Genomic DNA, 22138 nt, shown 5'->3' with positions numbered 1-22138 from the left:
TCACCAATACGCCTGCTGACAAAGTAATATGACTGACAAGGAAAAAAACACCATTGCGCAAACGGAAATCATTGTCACTGGATTTGGCGGTCAAGGCATAATCCTTGCCGGAAAAATCCTGGGCATGGCGGCCTCTCTTGGCGACCATAAGGAAAGCACACTGGTGCAGGCCTATGGTCCTGAATCCAGGGGTGGCGCTTGTAACGCACAGGTAATCATCTCCAACACTCCCATCCATTACCCCTATGTGCAATACCCTGATATCCTGATTGCCATGTCCCAGGCCGGTTATGATAAATTCGCCGGCCAGATAACTGAAGACAGCATTCTGCTCATCGACCAAGATCTGGTACCTACCGTTGATGCGCCCTGCCCGGCCTATGCAATCTCCTCTACACGGATGGCGGAAAAACTGGGAAACAAAATGATGGCTAATATCATCATGGTTGGTTTTACAACCGCCATTACCCAGCTTGTCTCCACCAGTTCTGCCGAGGACATGATTGCCAAATCCGTCCCCAAAGGCACAGAACAAAAAAACATTGCAGCCTTCACCAAAGGCTATGATTACGGCCTCTCCACCCTTAAGGGCCGAGAAAGGAAAGCCGCCGGTCAGACAGGAGCCATTGTATAATGAAACGAGAAAAAGAACGTTTACAAAGAGTTATCGTTATCGGAGCCACCCCGGAAGGCATTGCAGCTACCAACAAACTTGGCGAGCTTGGCGTACCCGTCACCCTGATCGAGTCGGAACCGGATATGGACTACAAGCTGAATGCCGACAAGTTCCGACTCCGTTCCGGCCTGAGCTTTAACTATGCATACCGACCTGGACTGATCAGGATCATGCGCAACAGCGCCATCCGTAGCATCCTGCCCGCCAGAATCAATTCCATTAAACACACCGCTCAGGGATTCAGTGTCCGGGTTGCACAAGAACAGACCTTTGTTGATCCTGAAAAATGTACTCTTTGCGGCAAGTGTGCCGCAACATGTCCGGTGACCACCTGTGAAGGCTCCAGCCCCATCACCTTTCACTCTCGGGTGGCACTTCCAGGGCGCCCCGTTATCGATAAAAGACAGCAGCCACTATGCCAGGCAAACTGCCCGTTGGGAGTCAATGCCCAGGGGTATGTTGCCCTGGCGGCTCAAGGGAGATACCAGGAGGCGCTGGATCTGATCCGTGAGCAAAACGTGCTGCCGGGAATATGTGGCCGTATCTGCACCCATCCATGCGAAGATGCCTGCCGAAGAGGCGAGGTTGACGAGGCCGTATCCATACGGGCTATCAAACGCTTTGTTGCCGATTACATAGAGGGTGATACGACAAGAACCGAGCCAACCGACCGTCTACCCGCCCCCAAAAAGCGCAATGAAAAAATAGCTATTATCGGTTCAGGGCCTGCCGGCCTGGCTGCAGCCGCAGAGCTTGCAGGGTTAGGTTACCCGGTGACCATATTTGAAAAAGAAACAGCCATCGGTGGAATGCTCCGCTACGGCATAGGTACTCACCGGTTGCCGGAAGCAATTCTCAACCGCGAGCTGGAACACATTAAACGCCTTGGCGTACACTTTGTAACAGACCGCAAGATAACACTGGAAGACGACCTTCCCCCCCTCCGGAGGGAGCACCAGGCAGTCATCGTAAGTACTGGCACCTGGTATGACCGCAAGCTCGGTGTCCCCGGCGAAGACCTCTCTGGTATCGAAGGATGCATCGCCTTTCTGGGAAGCCGGAAGCTGCAATGCATGAAAACACTCAACGAAAAGGTGGCTGTCATCGGTGACGGCAACTCTGCCTTTGACCTGGCCCGGACTCTGATCAGATTGGGGGCTGCGGTAACACTTGTCTCCTGGTTTGGAAAAAATCAGATACCTGCTGACGCAGATGAAATCCGGGAGGGTATTGAAGAGGGAATAACCATTGTTGACCAAACCCAGGTCATAGGGTTTATAGGCGAAAACAACCACTTTACTGCACTTGAGTGCAAAAAGACAAAACCAGGACAACCTGACGCCAACGGTATTGCCTGGCCGGCCATTGATGATAACCACGCTCCTTTTACCCTCGAATTCGATCGTGCCTTTGTGGCCGTAGGGCAGGTCGGTGGTTTTGCCTTGCAAGATGACACCCTTCCGTTCGAAGTCACGGAACGTGGTTTTATCGCCACCGATGCGGCACAAAGGACATCAACAGACGGATTGTATGCAGCAGGAGACGCAGTTTCCGGGCCATCATCGGTTGTCCACGCCATGGCCTCAGGTAAGCGTGCAGCTGCTGCAATCCATACAGACCTCAGCGGAGAGGCACTTGTCCAGCCTCTTACCCGTCCTGAGCAAAAGGATTTCACAGCCATTCCACCAGATATCGCCTGGCAAAAACGACCGGAAATGGCTGAAAAAGAAGCTGAAGCAAGGAAAAAGGATTTCACCGAGGTAGCACTTGGCCTTTCCAAGCAACAGGCCCAGGCTGAAGCACAAAGATGTCTCCAATGCGGCGCCTGTTCGGAATGCTTCCAGTGCATAGAGGCTTGCGGCGCCCTCAAGGCCATCGACCACCTGCAGCAGGAGCAGGAAATCAAGGAGCAGGGAGGCGTACTTATTGTTGCCGACCCAGCCATGACCACCAATATCAAGGGGGAGGATGTCATCCGGGCATACGGCCCCAAGGCTGCTCGAGCCGATGTTGACGATATGACCGTGCGCGGTTTTGCCGCAGCGGGCAAAGCAATGCTTCTTCTCAGTGACACAGCCGGAAAAAAGACCAAGGGACACGGCCTGGCCTTTGCCGTACCTGATGCCGGCCTCTCTCCCGAATCGCGCATCGGTGTTTTTGTCTGCCGCTGCAACGACTCCCTCGGCTGGATGGAAGGGATGACTACGTATCTCCAGGAACAGAAGGCAATGGACCCTGCAATCGTTCACATGGAGGAATTGACCTCTGCCTGCGTCAGTGAAGGAATCGATACCATCATAAAAACTACCCGGGAAAAGGGCTTGACCAGGATTGTGCTCGGTTCCTGTGTCTGCTGTCCGCTCAACTTTGTGTGCAGCTCATGTACAGATCAACGCAGCCGTCTCAAAGACAAACTTTTCCATGCTACGGGTATCAGTAGATCCATGGTGGAAACGTCCAACCTGCGCGGTGAGATATTACGCTTGGTCAAAAGCAATCCTGAGCTCGCCATGCAACGGTTCCAGGGGTTACTTCACAGGTCAATAGAACGGGCAAAAATACTCAAACCACTGCCCGCAGTAGACCGCAACTATAATTTTACGGCCGCTGTCATCGGCAATTCCGAGGCAACACGCACCAGTGCCGTTCACCTTGCCGATACCGGGCACGACGTCTTTCGCTTTGGCACCAGAGAGCAGCCTCTCACCGAACCTACACCCAATGAAAACATCCACAGTTTCACCGGCTGGGATGTAAAGGCGCTCAGCGGCACCATCGGTGACTTCCAAATCCTGATTGAATCCGATCAGGAACGACAGGTGATCAGGGCCGGAACGGTTATCCTTGGCGACAAGGCACGACGAACCCTTCCCTATACTCATCAGGAAGGTCTCCCCACCTGCCACATAGAACCACTCCTCCAGCAAAAAGGAGTCGCCGGCATTCCTTTTGCCTATCCGTGCGCCACTTCGGTTCCAGGTCTCTTTCTTGCCGAACCACCTGGTATCAATGTTTCCAAGCTGAAAAAAGGCGCTGCTGCAGCGATAATGGCTGCATCTGCTCTGCCGAGAGGGCCACGGCAAAGTAAAGGGTTTACTGTGGTTGTCAATCAGAAACTCTGCCGGGGATGCGGTCGTTGCTCAAGCGTATGCCCATACCATGCCGTCACCTTTCAACAAAACCAAAGCGGAGGGTGGCAAGCCACGGTGGACGAAGCCATCTGCAAGGGCTGTGGTAACTGTATATCCGTCTGCCCGACCGGAGCTGCCGACAGTCCCTATCGTAACCGAGAATACCTTGAGCAAACTCTCGAAGAAATATTAAGCAATCAGGACATTCATGACTATGCACAATAAAGAGTCCTCACCTATTAAAATCATCTTATTCCTCTGCAACTGGGGAGCCCATGCAGCCTACCAGACCCTGCAGGATGAACAGCGCCCTATCCCGGATGAAGTGCACATGGTTCGCATTCCCTGTACCGGCAGGATCGACCGCGCTCTGTTGCTCAAGGCATTTTCCATGGGCGGAGATGGAGTAGCCCTGGTCGGCTGCGATCCGGGTACCTGCAGGTATGGCACAGGCACCGCAACAGCGCAGCGTAACACCAAAGATACAGGAATGATTCTTGACCTTCTGGGTCTTGGTAGCGACAGGCTGCGCTTTGCCTCTTTCTTGCCGGATGAATCAGAAAAACTGCTGCTCTTTCTTGAAACCTTTCTCCACGATCTGCAGCAACGCGGGAAAACAAGTATTCAACCCGCTGTCGGAGCACAACCGGTTACCAACATTCCCATGAATGCAGGCCCCGAGCTGCAGCAACTCATTGCCGCCCATGACATTTACGCTTGCCAGGATTGCGGTAAATGCTCTTCTGCCTGTCCTTTGGCGCTGATCGGTAAACCCTTTTCAGCACGCGGCATAGCCACTGCAGCCATTGCCGGTAATCTGAACGATGAGAGCGTGAAGGAAAATGTCTGGTCCTGCCTGACTTGCGGATTATGTTACGAGCGCTGTCCGTCGGCTGTCAATTTTCCCAAATTTATTAAAGAGCTGCGCCATCTTTACAAACAAAATAACAAACTCGGTGACGAAACCCACGGTGGTTTTCTGCACGCGCTGATGCGCTCCATGGCTTCACCCGAACTGACTCCCAACCGGTGGCAGGACATCCCACAAGAGCTGCAGGTCGACCAGAAAAGCAACATCCTCTTTTATGGAGGTTGCGCACCTTATTACGACATTTTTTTTAACAAGCACCTGGATGTACACACAGAAAAAATCCTGTTCGATGCCATCAGGCTGCTCAACTTCTTTGATGTCCACCCTCGACTACTCAAAGATGAACGCTGCTGCGGCCACGATCTGCTCTGGTCCGGCGACAAGGAGTGTTTTCTTCAAATTGCTCGTCTGAATGCCGACCGGCTGAACAGCCTTGGCATTGACACCATGATCACTTCCTGTCCGGAATGTTACATGACCTTTAACACGACCTATCCGGCACACGGTTTGGCACTGAACTTCGAGGTCATCCACCTGTATGAATTCCTCGAAAAAGAGATTGACCGGTCTGCAGTCAGCTTCAAGCCCTTGGCCAAAAACATAACCTTCCAAGACTCCTGTCGCCTTACTCGCCTTGAGGACAAACCGGAATTGCCGCGCCAACTGCTAGACCGGCTCAGTCCAGAGTCGTTTCAAGAAATGCAGGAATCCGGCAGAGCGGCTGTGTGTTGCGGAAATAGTGCCTGGACAGGGTGTGATAGCTACAGCAAGGCAATGCAGGTTAAACGCCTGGAACAAGCTCAAGATACAGGAGCAGACCTGCTCGTCACAGCCTGCCCCAAGTGCCAGATCCATCTCAAGTGTGCCATGGAAGATCCATTACGGCTTAACAAACTATCCATCGACATGCAGGATCTCACCAGTGTGATTGCGCAAAGCATCAGCTGGAAATAATCATATCAGCGGAGAATTCCCATGACCCCAACCAATTCCCGACAAAGATCCGCAGGAGACGAAGCTGCGCCCCGCATCGGCGTCTATGTCTGTCATTGCGGTCTAAATATAGCCCAATCTGTTAACTGCCCGCAGGTGGCAGAATCAGCCTCTACAGCCAATGATGTTGTTTTGTCCAAAGACATTACCTACGCCTGCTCAGAACCAGGCCAGCAGGAAATAAAACAGGATATTATCGACAACCAGCTGAACCGGGTTGTAATCGCATCCTGCTCTCCACGGCTGCATGAACCGACCTTCAAGCAGATGGTGCAGGATGCAGGCCTCAATCCCTACATGATGGAGATGGCCAACCTGCGGGAGCAGTGCTCCTGGGTGCACATGAACGATATTGAAAACGCCACCCGCAAGGCAGAGACCCTTGTAGATATGGCTGTTTCCAGAGTACGCCACCTTGATCCATTGACCGAAGAGACGCTGCCGCTGATCAAAAAGACATTGGTCATTGGCGGCGGTATTGCCGGAATCCAGGCCGCCCTTGATCTTGCAGATTGCGGATATGACGTCACCCTGGTGGAAAAACAACCCTCCATTGGCGGCATGATGGCCCGGTTGGATAAAACCTTTCCAACCATGGACTGCTCGATTTGAATACTCGGTCCTAAGATGACGGATGCCGGTCGGCATCCACGAATAAAGCTCCTGACCTTAAGTGAGGTCGTGGACGTGAAAGGCTATGTCGGTAATTTTGACGTTAAAATTATCAAAAAGGCAAAATATGTTGACGAAACTGCCTGTACTTCCTGCGGCGATTGCGCCACGGTTTGTCCTGTGGTTCGTCCGGATGAATTTAATATGGGACTTGCCTCGCGCAAGGCCATTTACAGTCCGTTTCCCCAGGCTGTCCCTTCCTCTTATCTCATCAATATCAATGAGTGTTTAGGACATAACCCGGCGGTCTGCTCAAAATGTGTCGATGCATGCGATAAAAAATGTATCAATTTCCATATGTCGGACGAAGAGATTACAGAGCAGGTAGGCTCTATTATTGTAGCAACAGGGCTGGAGCCATATGATCCCACCGAACTGGACGAGTACGGGTATACCCGATTTGAAAACGTACTGACCAGTCTTGAGTTCGAGCGATTGGTCAACGCCGGAGGACCATCAAAAGGGTCCCTGATTCGACCGACAGACAGAAAAAAACCGAAATCGGTCGGTTTTATTCAGTGCGTTGGTTCCAGGTCACTCAGAAAAGGGGAGCAATACTGTTCCAACATCTGTTGCATGAACACCATCAAATCCACACTGGTGCTCAAAGAGCATTATCCGGACATGGAAGTAAAGGTGTTCTATATTGATATCCGTGCCTTTGGTAAAGGATTTGAAGACCTGTATACGAGAAGCCGTAGGCTGGGAGTCAAGTACATCCGCGGATTGCCTGGTTCTCTTGAAGAAACAGCAGAGAATACCATGCGGGTTGCGGTTGAGAACTCCGCCACTGGTAAGCTGGAATTCCATGAACTGGACATGCTGGTGCTTGCCTTAGGCGTAAAACCAGCGCCTAGTACCCAACGCCTGCAGGAGATTATGGGACTACAGCTGACCCCTGATGGTTTTTACCTGGAAGCCCATCCCAAGCTGCAACCGGTGGATGCCGCAACCCGCGGTATCTTTTATGCAGGATGCGCCGAAGGGCCAAAAGACATCAAGGAAAGCGTCACCCAGGCTTCAGCAGCTGCTGTCAGAGCTGTCCGCCTGATGCATAAGGGAGAAATAAGCTCTGAACCGATCACCTCGGAGATTATCGCTGAGAAATGCAAGGCCTGTGGCAAGTGCGCAGAGGTATGTCCCTACAATGCCATTTCGGTTGATGTAAAAAATAAAAAACCGGCAGAGGTCAATTCCGCAGCGTGTGCTGGTTGCGGAACCTGTGCAGCTGAATGCCACTTTGATGCGATCATCATGAATCATTACACCGACCAGCAGATTCTCGGCCAGGTCGATGCCATGCTTACCACAGAACCGGAAACCAAAATATTGGTCTTTGCCTGTAACTGGTGCTCCTATGCAGGAGCCGATTATGCCGGCGTATCGAGGTTGCAGTATCCAGCCAACGCCCACCTGGTAAGAGTCATGTGTTCGGGCAGGGTGGATGAGAAATTCATATGGGAAGGATTTCGCGGCGGAGCACCGGTGGTGCTTGTGAGCGGCTGCCACATAGGCGACTGCCACTATATCGATGCCAATCACTGGACCGAAAAACGGGTGGCGAAACTGCACAAAAAAATGGTACGACTTGGCATCCGCCCGGAAAGGTTGCAACTGGAATGGATCAGCGCGGCCGAAGGAATTCGTTTTGCCGACAAGATGAAGGACATGGAGGCGTTGAGAAAAAGTGTCTCAGCCGAAGAGATAGCAGACACCATAGAACTGCTAACCAAACTGTAGGCCTGCTTGAAAACATTGCCACAGTCAATAAAAGATGTATATTCGTTGTATTGACTGTGGCAAACCAGGCTCGTTGCCTTTTTTGACTACTGCCCATAACAAAGACAGGCAGAGTGCAAACAGACTCCTCTCAAACGACACGACACTCAAATGATAAAAAAAGAACTACTCGACATACTGGCCTGCCCCAAGTGCAAGGGACCTGTAGAAAGTGATGAAGAACACAGCAGTCTCATCTGCCGCAACTGCAAACTGGCCTACCCTGTTAAAGATGATATTCCGATCATGTTGATTGATGAAGCGACTCCCCTTGAAGAAGACAACTGACAAACTTCCGGCAGGTCATTCCTTCTCAGTGCACAAAAAAAGCCCCGGTCATTGACCGGGGCTTTTTTTTAGTGTTCACTAGCCCGGATTTCTCATCAGTGAAGTTTTTCGCAGATCGAGGCGCAGGACACGCAGCTGTAGTAAGCTACCGCAAATGGCCTGCAACAAAGAGTCTGCGGAAAAATCCGCTGACCCGGAGGGTGAGTTTTTTGATTATCGACGAAAAAACAGTCTGTTTTTTTAGCACTACCGTATTTTCTATAAATATCAAAAGCTTAAGTCGAAAACCAAAAAACTCATGAGAAATTCGGGCTAGCTCTGCACTCTTTGCTTAAGGCGCTATACCCATTTCCTTTTCTTTTTTGGCAATTTCCAGCCTGGTCTTAACAACGGTATCCGACACCAGACTGATGGAGTCGATCCCCTGCTCAACCAGAAAGGTTGCAAAATCGGGAAAATCTGAAGGCCCCTGACCACAGATACCGATCTTTTTCCCCCGTCGTTTTGCAGTCTTGATCACCATTTTGATCATATCCTTGACCGCCTCATTACGTTCATCATAGATGTGCGAGACCAGATCGGAATCACGGTCCAGGCCAAGGGTTAACTGGGTTAAATCATTGGAGCCTATGGAAAATCCGTCAAAGACATCGGCAAAGGCGTCGGCGGAAATGACATTGGATGGAATTTCGCACATCACATACACCTCAAGCCCGTTCTCACCCTGCACAAGTCCGAACTCGCGCATCACTTCAATCACCCGTCTCCCCTCTTCAGGGGTTCGACAGAAGGGAACCATCAGCTTAATATTATCAAGCCCCATATCATTTCTTGCCTTGAGCAGCGCCTTGCATTCAAGTTCAAAGGCAACTTTGTACCTGGAGTCATAATAGCGGGAGGCTCCGCGCCAGCCGATCATGGGATTTGACTCCTCCGGCTCATACAGATAACCACCGATCAAATTGGCATATTCATTGGATTTAAAATCAGAAAGCCGAACAATAACATCTCTTGGATAGAATCCGGCTGCAATTCTGCCAACCCCTTCTGCCAGTTTATCAATAAAATATTGGCGTTTATCATCAGGATAGGCACTGGTTTTGTAGTTGATATCCTCGATCACATCCCATATTTCGTCATCATCCTTGCCCTCTTCACATAACTCCTCATAATTATAGAGTGCCAGCGGATGGATACCTATATGGGAATTAATAATGAACTCCTCACGAGCCAGCCCCACCCCTTCATTGGGAATCTGTCCCTCGACAAAGGCTTTTTCAGGCAACCCTACGTTCATCATTACTTTGGTCCGGGTCGCAGGAATATTGTCCAAATCCAGTGTTTCTATGCTGAAATCCAACAGCCCATCGTAAATATACCCGGTCTCTCCTTCTGCACAGGAGGCAGTCACCTCCTGACCATCCTTAATCACCTCTGTGCCGTCTTCTGTGCCGATAACGCAGGGGATGCCCAGCTCTCTGGAAATAATGGCAGCATGACAGGTACGACCACCACGATTGGTGACAATGGCACTGGCGATTTTCATGATCGGTTCCCAGTCCGGATCGGTCATGTCTGTAACCAGAATTTCACCTGCCTCAAAATCATGCATCTGACTCACGTCATGCAGGATTCGTGTTTTTCCTTTGCCGATCTTGGCGCCGACCGCCTGGCCACGGGTTAAAACAGGTCCCTTCTCTTTGAGGAGATAGGTTTCCAAAACCTTTTTATTTGTCTGTGAATGTACAGTCTCTGGACGGGCCTGAACAATAAACAGGCCACCGGTCCCAACGGTTTCGCCATCACCATCCTTAGCCCATTCAATATCCATGGCATGCCCATAGTGCTCCTCAATGATGCATGCCCAACGGGACAGCTGCAGTATCTCGTCATCACTTAGTACATAACTCCCTCTTTCCTGGGCAGTCGTATCCACATTGACAACCGACTCTTCAGCATCAGGGTCGGGATTGTAGATCATTTTGATTTCTTTGGTACCAACCCGCTTACCGACAATGGGCCGTTTTCCCTGCTTGAGCGTCGGCTTAAACACATAATATTCATCAGGGTTCACGGCTCCCTGAACCACATTTTCTCCAAGTCCCCAGGCAGCGGTCAAAAAGACGGCGTCCTTGAAACCCGATTCCGTATCAATTGAAAATAAAACCCCGGAAGAGGCTGAGTCAGAGCGCACCATTTTCTGAACCACAATGGAAAGATACACATCAAATTGGCTGAAGCCTTTATCATGGCGGTAGGAAATGGCTCGATTGGTAAAGAGGGAGGCAAAACACCGTTTACAGGCATCGATAAGTGCCTCTGGCCCTCGAATATTAAGATAGGTATCCTGCTGACCGGCAAAAGAAGCATCCGGCAAATCCTCAGCGGTTGCAGACGAACGTACCGCCACATCGACATCTTTACCATATTGGTCTTCCATCTTCCGATACGCGGCAATAATGGCCTCGCGTAAATCATCGGGAAAAGCCGCATTACGGATAATATCCCGTACCTTTGCCCCACGCTCCTGCAGGTTATGTAAATCGTGGGTGTCGAGATCTGCAAGTGTCTCTCTGATGGCAGCTTCAAGTCCCGCATCTTTCAGCAAGTGCTGATAGGCATAGGCTGTGATAGCATACCCATTGGGCACCACCACCCCCTTTGCATCAAGATTGCGGTACATTTCACCAAGGGACGCATTTTTGCCGCCAACCATGGCTACATCATTGATCCCTATTTCATCAAACCAGAGAATGAGTTCCTTCTCATTTACCTTTTCCATTTTTTCCCTCACTTCATTATGTCTCACCGCATCTTCCATCTATTTTACAACAATACCTAACAAACCACTTTTCATTCTGTCAAATACGATGAATACAAAGGAGCAATTGATATTTTGTCAGATGCGAAAAAAAATCAAAATTCGCCTGCTCCAGAGGGGGCGACAACCGATATGTTGCCAATCCTCCGGTGAAGCATTATACTTCCAATCTCGATAGCACAAATACGATCAAAATACTCGACTTAAATGCTGATCAACACCAGATTCAAAGAGGTATTGACATGATGAGCAACAAGGAGCAAGCAGCCGCCATTACAGAGCGTTATATCACCCCCGACAATCATGCGGTCAGCGACTATTTTGCGACGCTCAGTGAATTGATCCAGCACAGAAAGACTGCAAGAAACGAGGACGACAAGGCCTTCTGGCAAGCCGAAGTCAATGTGGTCTATACACTGCTTGAAGACGAACTACTCACCAACACGGCTCTTCCGGTAAGCGAGGTAAAATTCGGCACTTCAGGTTGGCGGGGTATACTTGGCAAAGATATCTTTCTAACGTCTGTGGCCACAGTGACCTGTGCTATCTTAAACCTGTATAAAGAGGGAAAAGAGAATCCCCACATATTCAACGCTCTGGGAAATATCGATTTTGCGACCATGCAGCAGCGCGGCTGTGTTCTTGGCTTTGACAACCGATTTGGCGGCAACCTCCTTGCCCTGGCCGTGGCCAACGTGCTGACCGCAAACAAAGTTAAGGTTTTCTATGCAGGGGAATCCACCACCGGCGCACTTTCCGCTTCCGTCCTCCAGCACCAGGCTGCATTCTCCATCAATCTGACCCCCAGCCATAACCCGATGCAGTACGGTGGTTTTAAATTCAATGCTGCTGATGCAGGCCCTGCTGCTGCCATACTTACAGATACCATCACAACCACGGCCAGGCAATACCTAGCGGCAGGTACCAATCCATATTTACCGGCAACCATTTACCTGCAGACTCCGCTGGCAGAACTCACAGGTATTGAAACGGAAGATGCCCTGCGCAGCTGGCAGCAACTGGTCCGGCAAAACGAAAATCAGCATGGCATAGCATACAGCCGACTCTTGGCCGATTTTGCCGCTCGTGAGGACGTAGTCGTCTGTGTCGATCCCGTACATGGGGCATCACGAGACTATATATCCAGACTTCTCGGCGATCCTCCACCCGAAAGGCTGGTCTTGCTTCGCAATACTCCTGACCCGACCTTTGACGGCATCGCTCCGGAGCCATCTTCTGCCAACATGCAACCGGTTCTTGCCGCTCTCAACGCGCAACAAGCCCCCTTAAAGATTGGCGCTATCATTGATCCGGACGGAGATCGCATTCGCTTCACCGACGGTGATGTTGAGATTTCCATGAATCAATTCGGTGCAATGGCTTATCACTTTATACATGAGGTCAAACACAAAAAAGGGATGGTGGCCAAGACTGTTGCCACCAGCAACCTGGCCAATGGTATTGCCACCCAACTTGGAGAAGAGATTTTTGAACCCAGGGTCGGGTTTAAAGAATTTAAACCTGTCATGGGAAAAGCACTTGTCTTTTTTGAAGAATCCGACGGTATTTCCATTATTGGCCACACCCCGGAAAAAGATGCCTTTATCGGCCTGATACTGGCAATAGACATGGTACTCACCCTTGGCATTTCTTTGGGTCAATATCTGCGCCGGATAGAGGACACTTTTGGATATTATTATCCGGACCGAGATGGCATAGTCGTTGGCCAAAGCGGTCAACAGCTGCTAGACACACTGCAGCAACTGGAAAAATACCAACGCAATGAAAATATCATGATCGGCGGGCATCCGAAAAGAATTGAACAAGTGATTGATATAGACGGGCGAAAAATGATTCTTGAGGATGGTTCCTGGATAATGATCCGCCCTTCCGGGACGGAACCCAAGGTCCGATTTTATGTCGAGGCCAGAGATGCTCAAGAAACTGCCCTACTTACAAAAAGTGCACATTCAATGCTTGCCGAAATAGGACTCCTGCCATAGAGTTAAGCGGAAATACTGCGCAAAAGACGTTATCATGATGGATTTCGGGTTAACGCCCTCTCGTCACACCTCTTTTGTTCGACATAAAAACAACAACTTAGAGATCTACACTATGTGGGAATATACGGATAAAGTCCAGGAACACTTCATTAACCCTAAAAATGTCGGAGAGGTTAAAGGCGCAGATGGCGTTGGCAATGTCGGTTCTCTGGCATGCGGGGATGCGCTCAAATTAACGATTAAAATCGACGAAAACGATATCATCACCGATGCAAAATTCAAGACCTTTGGTTGTGCATCAGCCATTGCCAGCTCTTCAGTACTCACCGAAATGCTCATAGGGATGCCGCTTGAAGAAGCCAAGCGCATAACCAACGATGATATCGCCCAGGCCCTTGGCGGACTGCCAAAAGAAAAAATGCACTGCTCTGTCATGGGCCGAGAGGCATTGGAAGCAGCCATTGCAGACTACACCGGGGCCATCCTCCCCATGGCACAGGGTGAGGTGGTCTGTGATTGTTTCGGCGTCACAGACCTGGAAATCATTCGTGCAGTGAAAGAAAACAATCTGCGCTCAGTGGAAGAAATTACCAACTTTACTAAAGCGGGTGGCGGCTGTGGCAAGTGTGAAGACTCCCTGCGCTCTCTTTTAGCAAAGACAGTGGAAGATCTGCCAGTGTCCGCAGCGGAACCTGCACAGCAAAAACGAATGACCACTCTCCAAAAAATCAAGAAGATTGAAGAGGTGTTGGAAAGAGAAATAAAGCCGACCCTGAAAAAAGATGGCGGCAACATAGAACTTATAGATGTTGATGGTGATTTTGTCACAGTTTCTCTACGCGGAGCGTGTTCAGGTTGTCATTCATCACAGACCACGCTCAAAGAATATGTTGAGAAAAAACTGCGTGAGCAGGTTCTCGACACGCTTATAGTAGAGGAGGAAAAATAATGCAGTGCAATCCCGACAACGTCATTTATATGGATAACAACGCAACCACTCGAGTTGCACCGGAAGTGGTTGATGCCATGATGCCGTTTCTTACCGACTACTATGGCAATCCCTCTTCCATGCATACCTTTGGCGGGCAGGTAGGCCAGGCTGTTGAGCAGGCGCGCGGTTCCGTTGCCGACCTCCTTGGTGCCGATGCAAGTGAAGTTGTCTTTACCAGTTGTGGTACAGAAAGCGATTCAACGGCAATACTCTCCGCCCTGCAAACTTATCCTGATAAACGACACATAGTGACCACCAGAGTCGAACACCCGGCGGTCAAGAGCCTGTGCGAGAACCTGGACAATTTAACAGGTCACAAACACAGGGTTACTTGGCTCAAGGTCAAAGCTGACGGCACTCTCGATATGGAAGAGTATAAAGCAAGTCTTTCAGAGGACACTGCCATTGTCAGCGTCATGTGGGCCAACAATGAAACCGGTGTCATTTTTCCGGTGGAAGAAATGGCCAAGATAGCAAAGGAACGTGGGATTCTTTTTCACACAGATGGTGTGCAGGCGGTTGGTAAAATCCCCATGAACCTACAGGAAACCGACATTGATTTCCTCTCCTTGTCAGGACATAAACTGCATGCGCCTAAAGGTGTCGGCGTTCTGTATATAGCCAAAGGAACTCCATTTATCCCCTTTCTCAATGGTGGACACCAGGAACATGGTCGTCGGGGTGGTACCGAAAACGTGGCCTCGATCATCGGTCTTGGTAAGGCCTGCGATCTTGCTGCAGCAAGCTTGACCGACGAAAACACCAGGGTACGAGCGTTGCGAGACAAACTCGAGCAGGGATTACTTTCCTCTGTGCCGAAATCCCTCTTAAATGGTCATAAAGAAAACCGACTGCCCAACACCTCAAACATCAGTTTCGAGTATGTAGAGGGGGAGGCCATCCTGCTCCATATGAACCAGTACAATATTTGTGCATCCTCCGGGTCCGCTTGTACCTCAGGTTCACTTGAACCTTCCCATGTATTGCGCGCAATGGGCGTACCGTTTACAGCGGCGCATGGATCGATCCGCTTCAGTCTTTCCGTATACAACACCGAGGAAGACGTAGATTTTGTACTGGAAAAAATGCCTGCAATCATCGAAAATCTGCGCAAGATGTCTCCATTCTGGGAAGAATAACCCTCTAAAATAAAGTAAAAATACATGTTCATCACCAAGCCGTCATACACAATCCTTCATGAACTTGATCGGCAAAGCCTTCCGGTTCGCATCGAGTACAGTGGCAGAATCTGCTATAAAAGTGAAGATAGGATAGACGAGACCTCAGCCATTCCTTTTGTGCGCAAAATGGGGGAGTACGGACATAATTCAGTTTTAGAGATGGGGGTCGTCACCTTCAGGCTATCTGAGCTAAGCAGTGAACAGGTTACGGCCTTCTTCCGCTGCCAACCGAAATACCTGAATATCGGAACCGAACCAGGCAACAGACTCCTGGTTACCGGTTCCATCCGCGGGTACCGGGAAATGTTTGTCAACCACAAACAAAACGAAGTTACCCGGGCACTGACGGATTTTCTTGCTCGCAGACATCCCTATTTTTTTGAGACCATTTGTCGGCCGGAAGAAATAGACGTCCCAAAAAACATCTCAGTTGAAAAAATAGAATTGGAGCAGGTTGACAAGTTTGAGGGGGAGCAGCTAGCCTTGCATCGCTACCTTGGAGTTCGTTTCATAGTGAACCGGGCTGTCACCCATGAACTTGTCCGCCACCGTCCATGTGCTTTTCTCCAGGAAAGTCAGCGATATTGCAGGTACTCGGCAGACAAATTCGGTAATGAGGTGACCTTTATCCAGCCCCTTTTCTACACCGAAGGCAGCACTGAATTTAAGCAGTGGAAACAGGCCATGGAGACCACGGAAAAAATCTACCTTGAGCTACTCAACACCTCGACTCCGCAGGCTGCTCGCACAGTCTTGCCCAATGCCTGCAAAACGGAAATTATTGTCTACACAAACCTTGCTGAGTGGCGCCATATTCTTGCTCTGCGAACACCAAAAAATGCAGACCCATCCATGCAGGAAGTAATGGTACCGTTACAACAGGAGTTACAAGGTCTTTATCCGGCAATTTTTTGATTCATTTTTTTTAGAGCCTATACCGACGCCAAAGTATCAGGCTCTTTCCCCCTTTCTTCCCCCCACTGGTTACGCCATATTTGTCACAGTCAGGCAATACTGAAGAATGATTCCTTTTTTTGACCATCTTGTTCTTTTATAGTAATATGCGAAAAGAGTGTTCACCTTTTATATGCAGTACACAACGTACTGTCTTCACATTATGAGTTTTTACGTGACGTAAGAATGGCTATCAAACCTGTAAAAAACAACAATTCACAGACACGTTCTCCCATGAAGCGGACGGTCAAAGACCAGTCCGGTGCAGGGAAGTTAAAAATAGGGGAATTACTCAGTAAAGCGGGGTATATAACCGCAGCACAATTTGAAGAAGCCAAACGGGTACAAAAGAAAACCGGTGAACGACTCGGGCGAATTCTGCTTGAAAGCGGGGTCATTGAACGTGACACCATCGCTAACTTTCTCAGCAGAAATTACAATTACACCATGGTCAACATCGAGGAGGAGCCGCCGAGTCAGGAAGCCCTCGACCTTGTTCCCTATGAAATAGCAAAAGAATATCTTGCTTTTCCGCTGCGGGTAGCCGGCAACACCCTGCAAATCACCATGACCGAACCCACAGATGCGGTGGAAGTCGAGGAATTGCAGGATAGGGTTAACCGGGGACTAAATGTTTGTGTCTCCACCGCAAAAGAGATCATCGATGCCTATAAAAAGTATTATAAAATCGATGAGGAGGAATATAATTCTTTTTTCAAGGTTGACCTGGAAGAAGAGCAAGAGGAAGTAACACAGGTTGATGACTTCGGAGCCCTTGTTTCAGATGCTGCCGAAGACTTTGAAATTGAAAGCGGCACTGATGCTGAGGATGGGTTTGATCAATTTTCCGCCTCAGATGCTCCCATCATCAAGCTCGTTAACGGCATACTTGTCAAAGCCGTTCAGGAAGGTGTCAGTGATATTCACATAGAACCTTTTGAAAAGACCATGCAGGTCCGTTACCGTAAAGACGGATCGCTATTCAAATCTATGAACCTGCCACTGACCATCAAAAATGCGATGGTGGCAAGGATAAAAATACTTTCAGATTTGAATATTACTGAACGACGTGTTCCCCAGGATGGCCGTATCAAAATGCGATTAGGCCGCAATAAAGCGGTTGATTTTCGTGTTTCCACCCTACCATTACTCCACGGAGAAGGTATTGTTCTTCGTATTCTGGACAAAAGCTCACTCAATGTTGACCTTACCAAACTAGGTTTTACCACAGATACTTTTACCTCCCTGCGCCGCTGCCTTAAAAGGCCCCAGGGCCTGTTACTTGTAACCGGGCCCACCGGTTCCGGTAAAACAGTAACGCTTTATTCGGCTCTCAACTCCCTTAACACTGAAGATATTAAAATTCTTACTGCTGAGGACCCGGTCGAGTTCAACTTTAAAGGGATCAACCAGGTAAACGTCAACACCGAAGTAGGCATGACGTTTGCCGCTGCCTTAAAAGCCTTTCTCCGCCAGGATCCCGATATCATCATGGTCGGTGAGATTCGAGATTATGACACCGCAGAGATAGCCATGAAGGCCGCCATGACCGGTCACCTCGTTTTCTCTACTCTGCATACCAATGATTCACCGTCAACTGTCAGCCGTATGGTGGACATTGGCGTCCCCGCTTACATCCTGGCCTCATCACTGACCATGGTTCTCTCCCAGCGACTGGGCCGTCGACTTTGCGTTCAGTGCAGGGAACCTGCACAATACCCCAAACAAGAACTACTCAGCGCCGGCTTTCGTGAAAGCGAAATTGATGATCTTCAACTCTACAAAGCTAAAGGGTGTGCAGAATGTAATGGACTTGGCTACAAAGGCAGGGTCGGTTTCTTTGAACTCATGGAAATCACCGACGATGTCGCCCAGGCCATCCAGGCTGAGGTCGCAGAAGAGCAGTTGCGAAAGGTTGCCATTCAAGAAGGTATGTATACCCTGCGGGAAGCGGCCCTGCAAAAGGCACGTGAAGGGGTTACCAGCCTGGAAGAAGTCCTTCGCCGGACAGTCGCCCATGAAGACAGTCTACCTGCCTATCTCGTCAATCCAGATGTGGAAGAATACGAGGATGGTGATGTTATTATTCAAGAATCAAACAAGGATAAAGATTTCTTTAAACTTGTGCGCGGCAAGGTCGCTGTGTTAAGGGGTGGTAAAAAAATTGCTGAAATAACTGAACCAGGAGAATACTTTGGCGAGATGGCCTCTATTCTCGAAGAAACCCGTTCCGCAACCATTATTTCAGCGGGTCGCTGCACCATCAAAAGATATCCCGGTGACAAGCTGAACGAACTCATAGAAAAATATCCAGAGGTTTCAAAGCACCTCTTTAAAACTCTCGTAGAACGATTGCAAAAAACCGACAGAATAGTTGTTCAACTGGCCGGTGGCAGCAAAAAACGTCCTCAAGTAGTCCGTCGCGCATGAAAAAAATTTCAGTATATATCATTGCCTATAACGAGGCAGATAAAATTGAAGCCGCAATCAACTCTGTCCTCTGGGCCGACGAAATTGTTCTTGCTGATTCATACAGCCAAGACGAGACTGCCCTAATTGCCGAAAAATTAGGCGCTCGAGTCGTTCAAATTGCATTTCAGGGTTTTGGTGATTTACGCAACAGGGCAATGGCTGCCTGTTCGTATGATTGGATATTTTCTCTGGATTCCGACGAACGTTGCACTCCCGAAGCACGGGACGAGATCCTCAAGGCTGTGGAAAATCCTACAGCAGAAGCATACTATATTCCAAGGCGTAATTTTTTCATGGGCCGATGGATTAAACACTCAGGTTTTTATCCTGACTATCGGCAGCCGCAGCTCTTCAAAAAAGGGGTATTAGCATTTAAAAATGATCCTGTCCATGAGGAGTATACTATTTTATCAAAAATGCCTGTTGGCTACCTCACCAACCCTATCTGGCAATTTCCGTATAAAAATTTAGAAGAGGTGGCCCACAAAGCCAATAAATACTCCAGCTTAGGCGCAGAAAAGTTGCAAAATAGATCGCGCAAAGCAACCATGTTCACCGCTGTGGCGCGTGGGCTCTGGTCTTTTTTCCATATGTATTTTCTCAAGCAGGGTATTCTCGACGGATGGCCGGGGTTTATCATTGCCTTTGGCAACTTTGAGGGAACATTTTACAAATATGCCAAGCTCCATGAACTGCAGAGCGACTGGCAACCACCGTCTTCGCCACCCTTAACAAAATAAGGGCTTAAAGAGCCTGCTGCAGCCCCCTCATAGTCAGGGCTCACCTGATCTCGAACACACGATACTAATAATTCAAGCTACCCTTGAGAGAGAAAGAAAAAGGTGTTGTGTGGTAAGCAGGATAAGATGATAACGTATCTGGAAATGTTATACTTTGAGCTTCATAGCTATGAACGCCGGATACCAAAACGCTCGTAAATAGATAGTATGTTTTCCATCATTGCCTTCAGTCCATATTTTTTGATGATGGCTCGCCGTTGAGCAGCGATATGTTCTTTATCTCGATGACGTTTTTTGGATAAGCTCTTGAGTGCTTTACAAGCAGATTCAACATCGTTGTAATCAATTATTTCATACGCGTCGACTGCGTCCAGTGGCTCCAGAAGTGATGGAACTCTGCATAGCAGAACCGGCAAGCCGTATAAAAGACCTTGAATAAAGGATTGTGAAATCCCCTCACTTTCGTAAGAGGAAAAAAATACAAGGTCAAAAGCGGAGAAGTATTTTTCCGGCTGCTCCTGATGACCTGTAAAAAAAACACGATCACCTATACCGGCAGCTTTGACCATGGCTTGCAGCTTCGCAAGTTCTCCGCCTCCACCGACGATCATGAATTTAAATTTTTCCGGCATAGATGCGGCAGTATTAATGATGAAAGGGTGCCCTTTGTAATGCCGCAAAAAAGCAATATTTCCGACTAGTATATCATCCTCACCAACACCGTATCTGCTGCGAATCTCTTTCCTGTCTCCCGGGGAAAATTGAAATCGTTGCTCATCAATACCTGTCGATTGAACAACGATTCGTGAAGGTTTAACTCCCTGGTCTATTAATTGGTTACGAATTGCCTCGCTGCAGGCAAAAATAACATGGGGGAAAATATTGTAACTGACGGCGGAAGAGATAGGGGCAAGCACATGGCGTGTTCTAGTCACCAGCGGCACACCGCATAGCCTGGAGGCAAATCCAGCCATCCATGAATCTTCTGAAGAATGGGTATTAACAATGTCTGGACGTATTTTTCGAAGTACCCTGAAAAGTGCCAACCAGGAACTAATACTGAATTTTGATTTAAAGGCCACCGGATAAACAGGTATACCCTCCTCTTTACCGCGCCGAGCGAGTTCACTTTTTTCCGGAACTATCAGTCCGGTTGCAAAACCAAGTTTACCTATTTCGCGTAGTTCGGTGAGGATTCTGATTTCCTGTCCCCCATAAGCTCGCGACCAGTCAGTGTGTACTACTAGTATTTTGTTATCAATCGCATTCATTTTTTCGTCATCAGAAAAAGAGAATTAATCCCGACTGTAAAAATACGAGTAGAAAAATGCATAACCTTTAGAATATCTACTTATTAATACGAGCGGGGGGCGCTCCCTGGTCTGTTGGTGTTTGCAAGATCATCTATAAGTTACAGGAGGAGAAATTTTGTAAATAATACCAAACAATACCTGGAGCAACAAGAGGTAATAAAATGCCGGCTAGGAGCCTGCCGGAGAAAGCTTTTTTGCCCCATTTCTGTGTTATTGGCGAAAAAATAATGCTCGCAATATTAACTATATGGCTCTGCTTATTTACACGCCAATGCCTTGAACTGAACCAAAATAGCAATTCTCCGACACACTCCTAGGGCTGCATTCAGACCTCCTGATCTCAATTCATGACGTTGCGTTAGCAGGACGCCAAAATGGATTGTAGTGCCGACCTAAAAAGGTCGATTACGGAAAAACACGAAACAACTATATGTGGTCACGAATTGCGAAGGTCGGGCTAAAAATGATGGTTCATCCCTTTGTCACACCACACACTTTTCTCTACAATCGTCCGGTGTAGAATGGAGTCATTAATTGCCAATCTATCTCTGGTGTTCATGGGGTGAAAAAGATGATACCCCAAAGCATAGAATTTGACATTCTGTCGAATAACGCCTGAATTAAGCAATCTGGCCGTAAACTCGGAATCTTCACGGCCCCAGCCAACAAATTCCTCATTAAAACCATTTATTTTGACTGCATCCTCCCGCCAAAACGCAAAATTGCAGGTTTTCACTCCTTTTAACCGGGTACACCTAAACGAAAACAGTTTGGCGAGCAAGCCTGAACGAATACCGTTTTTTCGATTTTCAACCCCTTTGCTGAATAGATGTAACGCCCCTGTTCCCCTCCTAAAAATAGCCTCAGAAACCTGCTTACCAAGTAATAGACGAGTTCCCTGAACAAAACAGTTTGTTCTTGCAAACGCACAGTGATCACCGACAAAGTGCTTTTCAAGAATAATATCCCCGTCAATCAAAATCACATAATTGCCACGCGCTTTTGTTATAGCCTTATTACGGCTCTTAGCCAGCCGAAAGCCTTTGTCTTCATGCCAGGAGTGGATCACGTCAAAAGGTGCGGACTGCTGAATCTTTTTCACCACCTCTGCCGTTGATTCCCCTGAGCCATCATCAGCCACAATAATCTCAAGCGGCGGCCTGGTTTGCGCAAGCGCACTTTGCAAAGACACCTCCAGCGCCTGCGGCCAATTATACGTGGTAACAATCAGACTTACCTGCAGATCATCCATT

The 22138-nt window shown here is 48.8% G+C and carries 14 protein-coding genes; 11 read left to right on the top strand and 3 right to left on the bottom strand.

Going from position 1 to position 22138, the window contains the following annotated elements; all coding sequences use genetic code 11:
* The first annotated feature begins 28 nt into the window (after positions 1-28).
* The 5 genes from JWH17_RS10920 to JWH17_RS10900 all read left to right on the top strand — a co-directional run bounded on the left by JWH17_RS10920 (position 29) and on the right by JWH17_RS10900 (position 8410).
* Positions 29-634 (top strand): 2-oxoacid:acceptor oxidoreductase family protein, encoded by a 606-nt coding sequence (locus JWH17_RS10920; protein ID WP_205222653.1) that lies wholly within the window; start codon positions 29-31, stop codon positions 632-634.
* Complete coding sequence (locus JWH17_RS10915; RefSeq protein ID WP_205222652.1) at positions 634-4032, top strand: FAD-dependent oxidoreductase; 3399 nt, start codon at positions 634-636, stop codon at positions 4030-4032. Before JWH17_RS10920 ends, JWH17_RS10915 begins: the two co-directional genes overlap by 1 nt.
* On the top strand, positions 4016-5632 hold the full coding sequence (locus tag JWH17_RS10910) for a hydrogenase iron-sulfur subunit (RefSeq protein WP_232371036.1): 1617 nt from the start codon (positions 4016-4018) through the stop codon (positions 5630-5632). Before JWH17_RS10915 ends, JWH17_RS10910 begins: the two co-directional genes overlap by 17 nt.
* Positions 5633-5653: 21 nt before the next feature.
* Complete coding sequence (gene hdrA2, locus JWH17_RS10905; RefSeq protein ID WP_205222651.1) at positions 5654-8083, top strand: CoB-CoM heterodisulfide reductase HdrA2; 2430 nt, start codon at positions 5654-5656, stop codon at positions 8081-8083.
* Positions 8084-8233: 150 nt separating this feature from the next.
* Positions 8234-8410 (top strand): Trm112 family protein, encoded by a 177-nt coding sequence (locus JWH17_RS10900; protein WP_205222650.1) that lies wholly within the window; start codon positions 8234-8236, stop codon positions 8408-8410.
* Positions 8411-8741: 331 nt separating this feature from the next.
* Here JWH17_RS10900 and ppsA read toward each other — a convergent pair whose 3' ends face one another.
* A complete protein-coding gene (ppsA, locus tag JWH17_RS10895) occupies positions 8742-11192 on the bottom strand; it encodes a phosphoenolpyruvate synthase (protein ID WP_205222649.1) in 2451 nt (816 codons plus the stop codon).
* Between the two features lie 281 nt (positions 11193-11473).
* Between ppsA and JWH17_RS10890 the strand changes: the two genes are divergently transcribed.
* The 6 genes from JWH17_RS10890 to JWH17_RS10865 all read left to right on the top strand — a co-directional run bounded on the left by JWH17_RS10890 (position 11474) and on the right by JWH17_RS10865 (position 19572).
* Complete coding sequence (locus JWH17_RS10890) at positions 11474-13234, top strand: phosphohexomutase domain-containing protein (protein ID WP_232371035.1); 1761 nt, start codon at positions 11474-11476, stop codon at positions 13232-13234.
* 112 nt (positions 13235-13346) lie between these two features.
* On the top strand, positions 13347-14183 hold the full coding sequence (gene nifU, locus JWH17_RS10885; RefSeq protein WP_205222648.1) for a Fe-S cluster assembly protein NifU: 837 nt from the start codon (positions 13347-13349) through the stop codon (positions 14181-14183).
* Complete coding sequence (nifS, locus tag JWH17_RS10880; RefSeq protein WP_205222647.1) at positions 14183-15364, top strand: cysteine desulfurase NifS; 1182 nt, start codon at positions 14183-14185, stop codon at positions 15362-15364. Before nifU ends, nifS begins: the two co-directional genes overlap by 1 nt.
* A 24-nt stretch (positions 15365-15388) precedes the next feature.
* Positions 15389-16321, top strand: coding sequence for an FAD-dependent thymidylate synthase (locus JWH17_RS10875; RefSeq protein WP_205222646.1), 933 nt, complete (start codon positions 15389-15391; stop codon positions 16319-16321).
* A 225-nt stretch (positions 16322-16546) separates the two neighbouring features.
* Entirely contained in the window at positions 16547-18790 is a 2244-nt protein-coding gene (gene pilB / locus JWH17_RS10870; protein ID WP_232371034.1) for a type IV-A pilus assembly ATPase PilB, read from the top strand.
* A complete protein-coding gene (locus JWH17_RS10865) occupies positions 18787-19572 on the top strand; it encodes a glycosyltransferase family 2 protein (RefSeq protein WP_205222645.1) in 786 nt (261 codons plus the stop codon). Before pilB ends, JWH17_RS10865 begins: the two co-directional genes overlap by 4 nt.
* A 167-nt stretch (positions 19573-19739) precedes the next feature.
* Here the strand turns inward: JWH17_RS10865 and JWH17_RS10860 are convergent, their stop codons facing one another.
* Together JWH17_RS10860 and JWH17_RS10855 are read right to left on the bottom strand one after the other, a co-directional pair.
* The gene (locus JWH17_RS10860; RefSeq protein WP_205222644.1) at positions 19740-20843 is read right to left on the bottom strand and encodes a glycosyltransferase; all 1104 of its coding nucleotides are present in this window, start codon (positions 20841-20843) and stop codon (positions 19740-19742) included.
* A gap of 499 nt (positions 20844-21342) precedes the next feature.
* Entirely contained in the window at positions 21343-22137 is a 795-nt protein-coding gene (locus JWH17_RS10855; protein ID WP_205222643.1) for a glycosyltransferase family 2 protein, read from the bottom strand.
* Position 22138: the final 1 nt, after the last annotated feature.

It is taken from the genome of Desulfogranum marinum (assembly GCF_016918565.1).
Lineage (GTDB): Bacteria > Desulfobacterota > Desulfobulbia > Desulfobulbales > Desulfobulbaceae > Desulfogranum > Desulfogranum marinum.
This window is presented reverse-complemented; position numbering and strand designations above follow the sequence as displayed.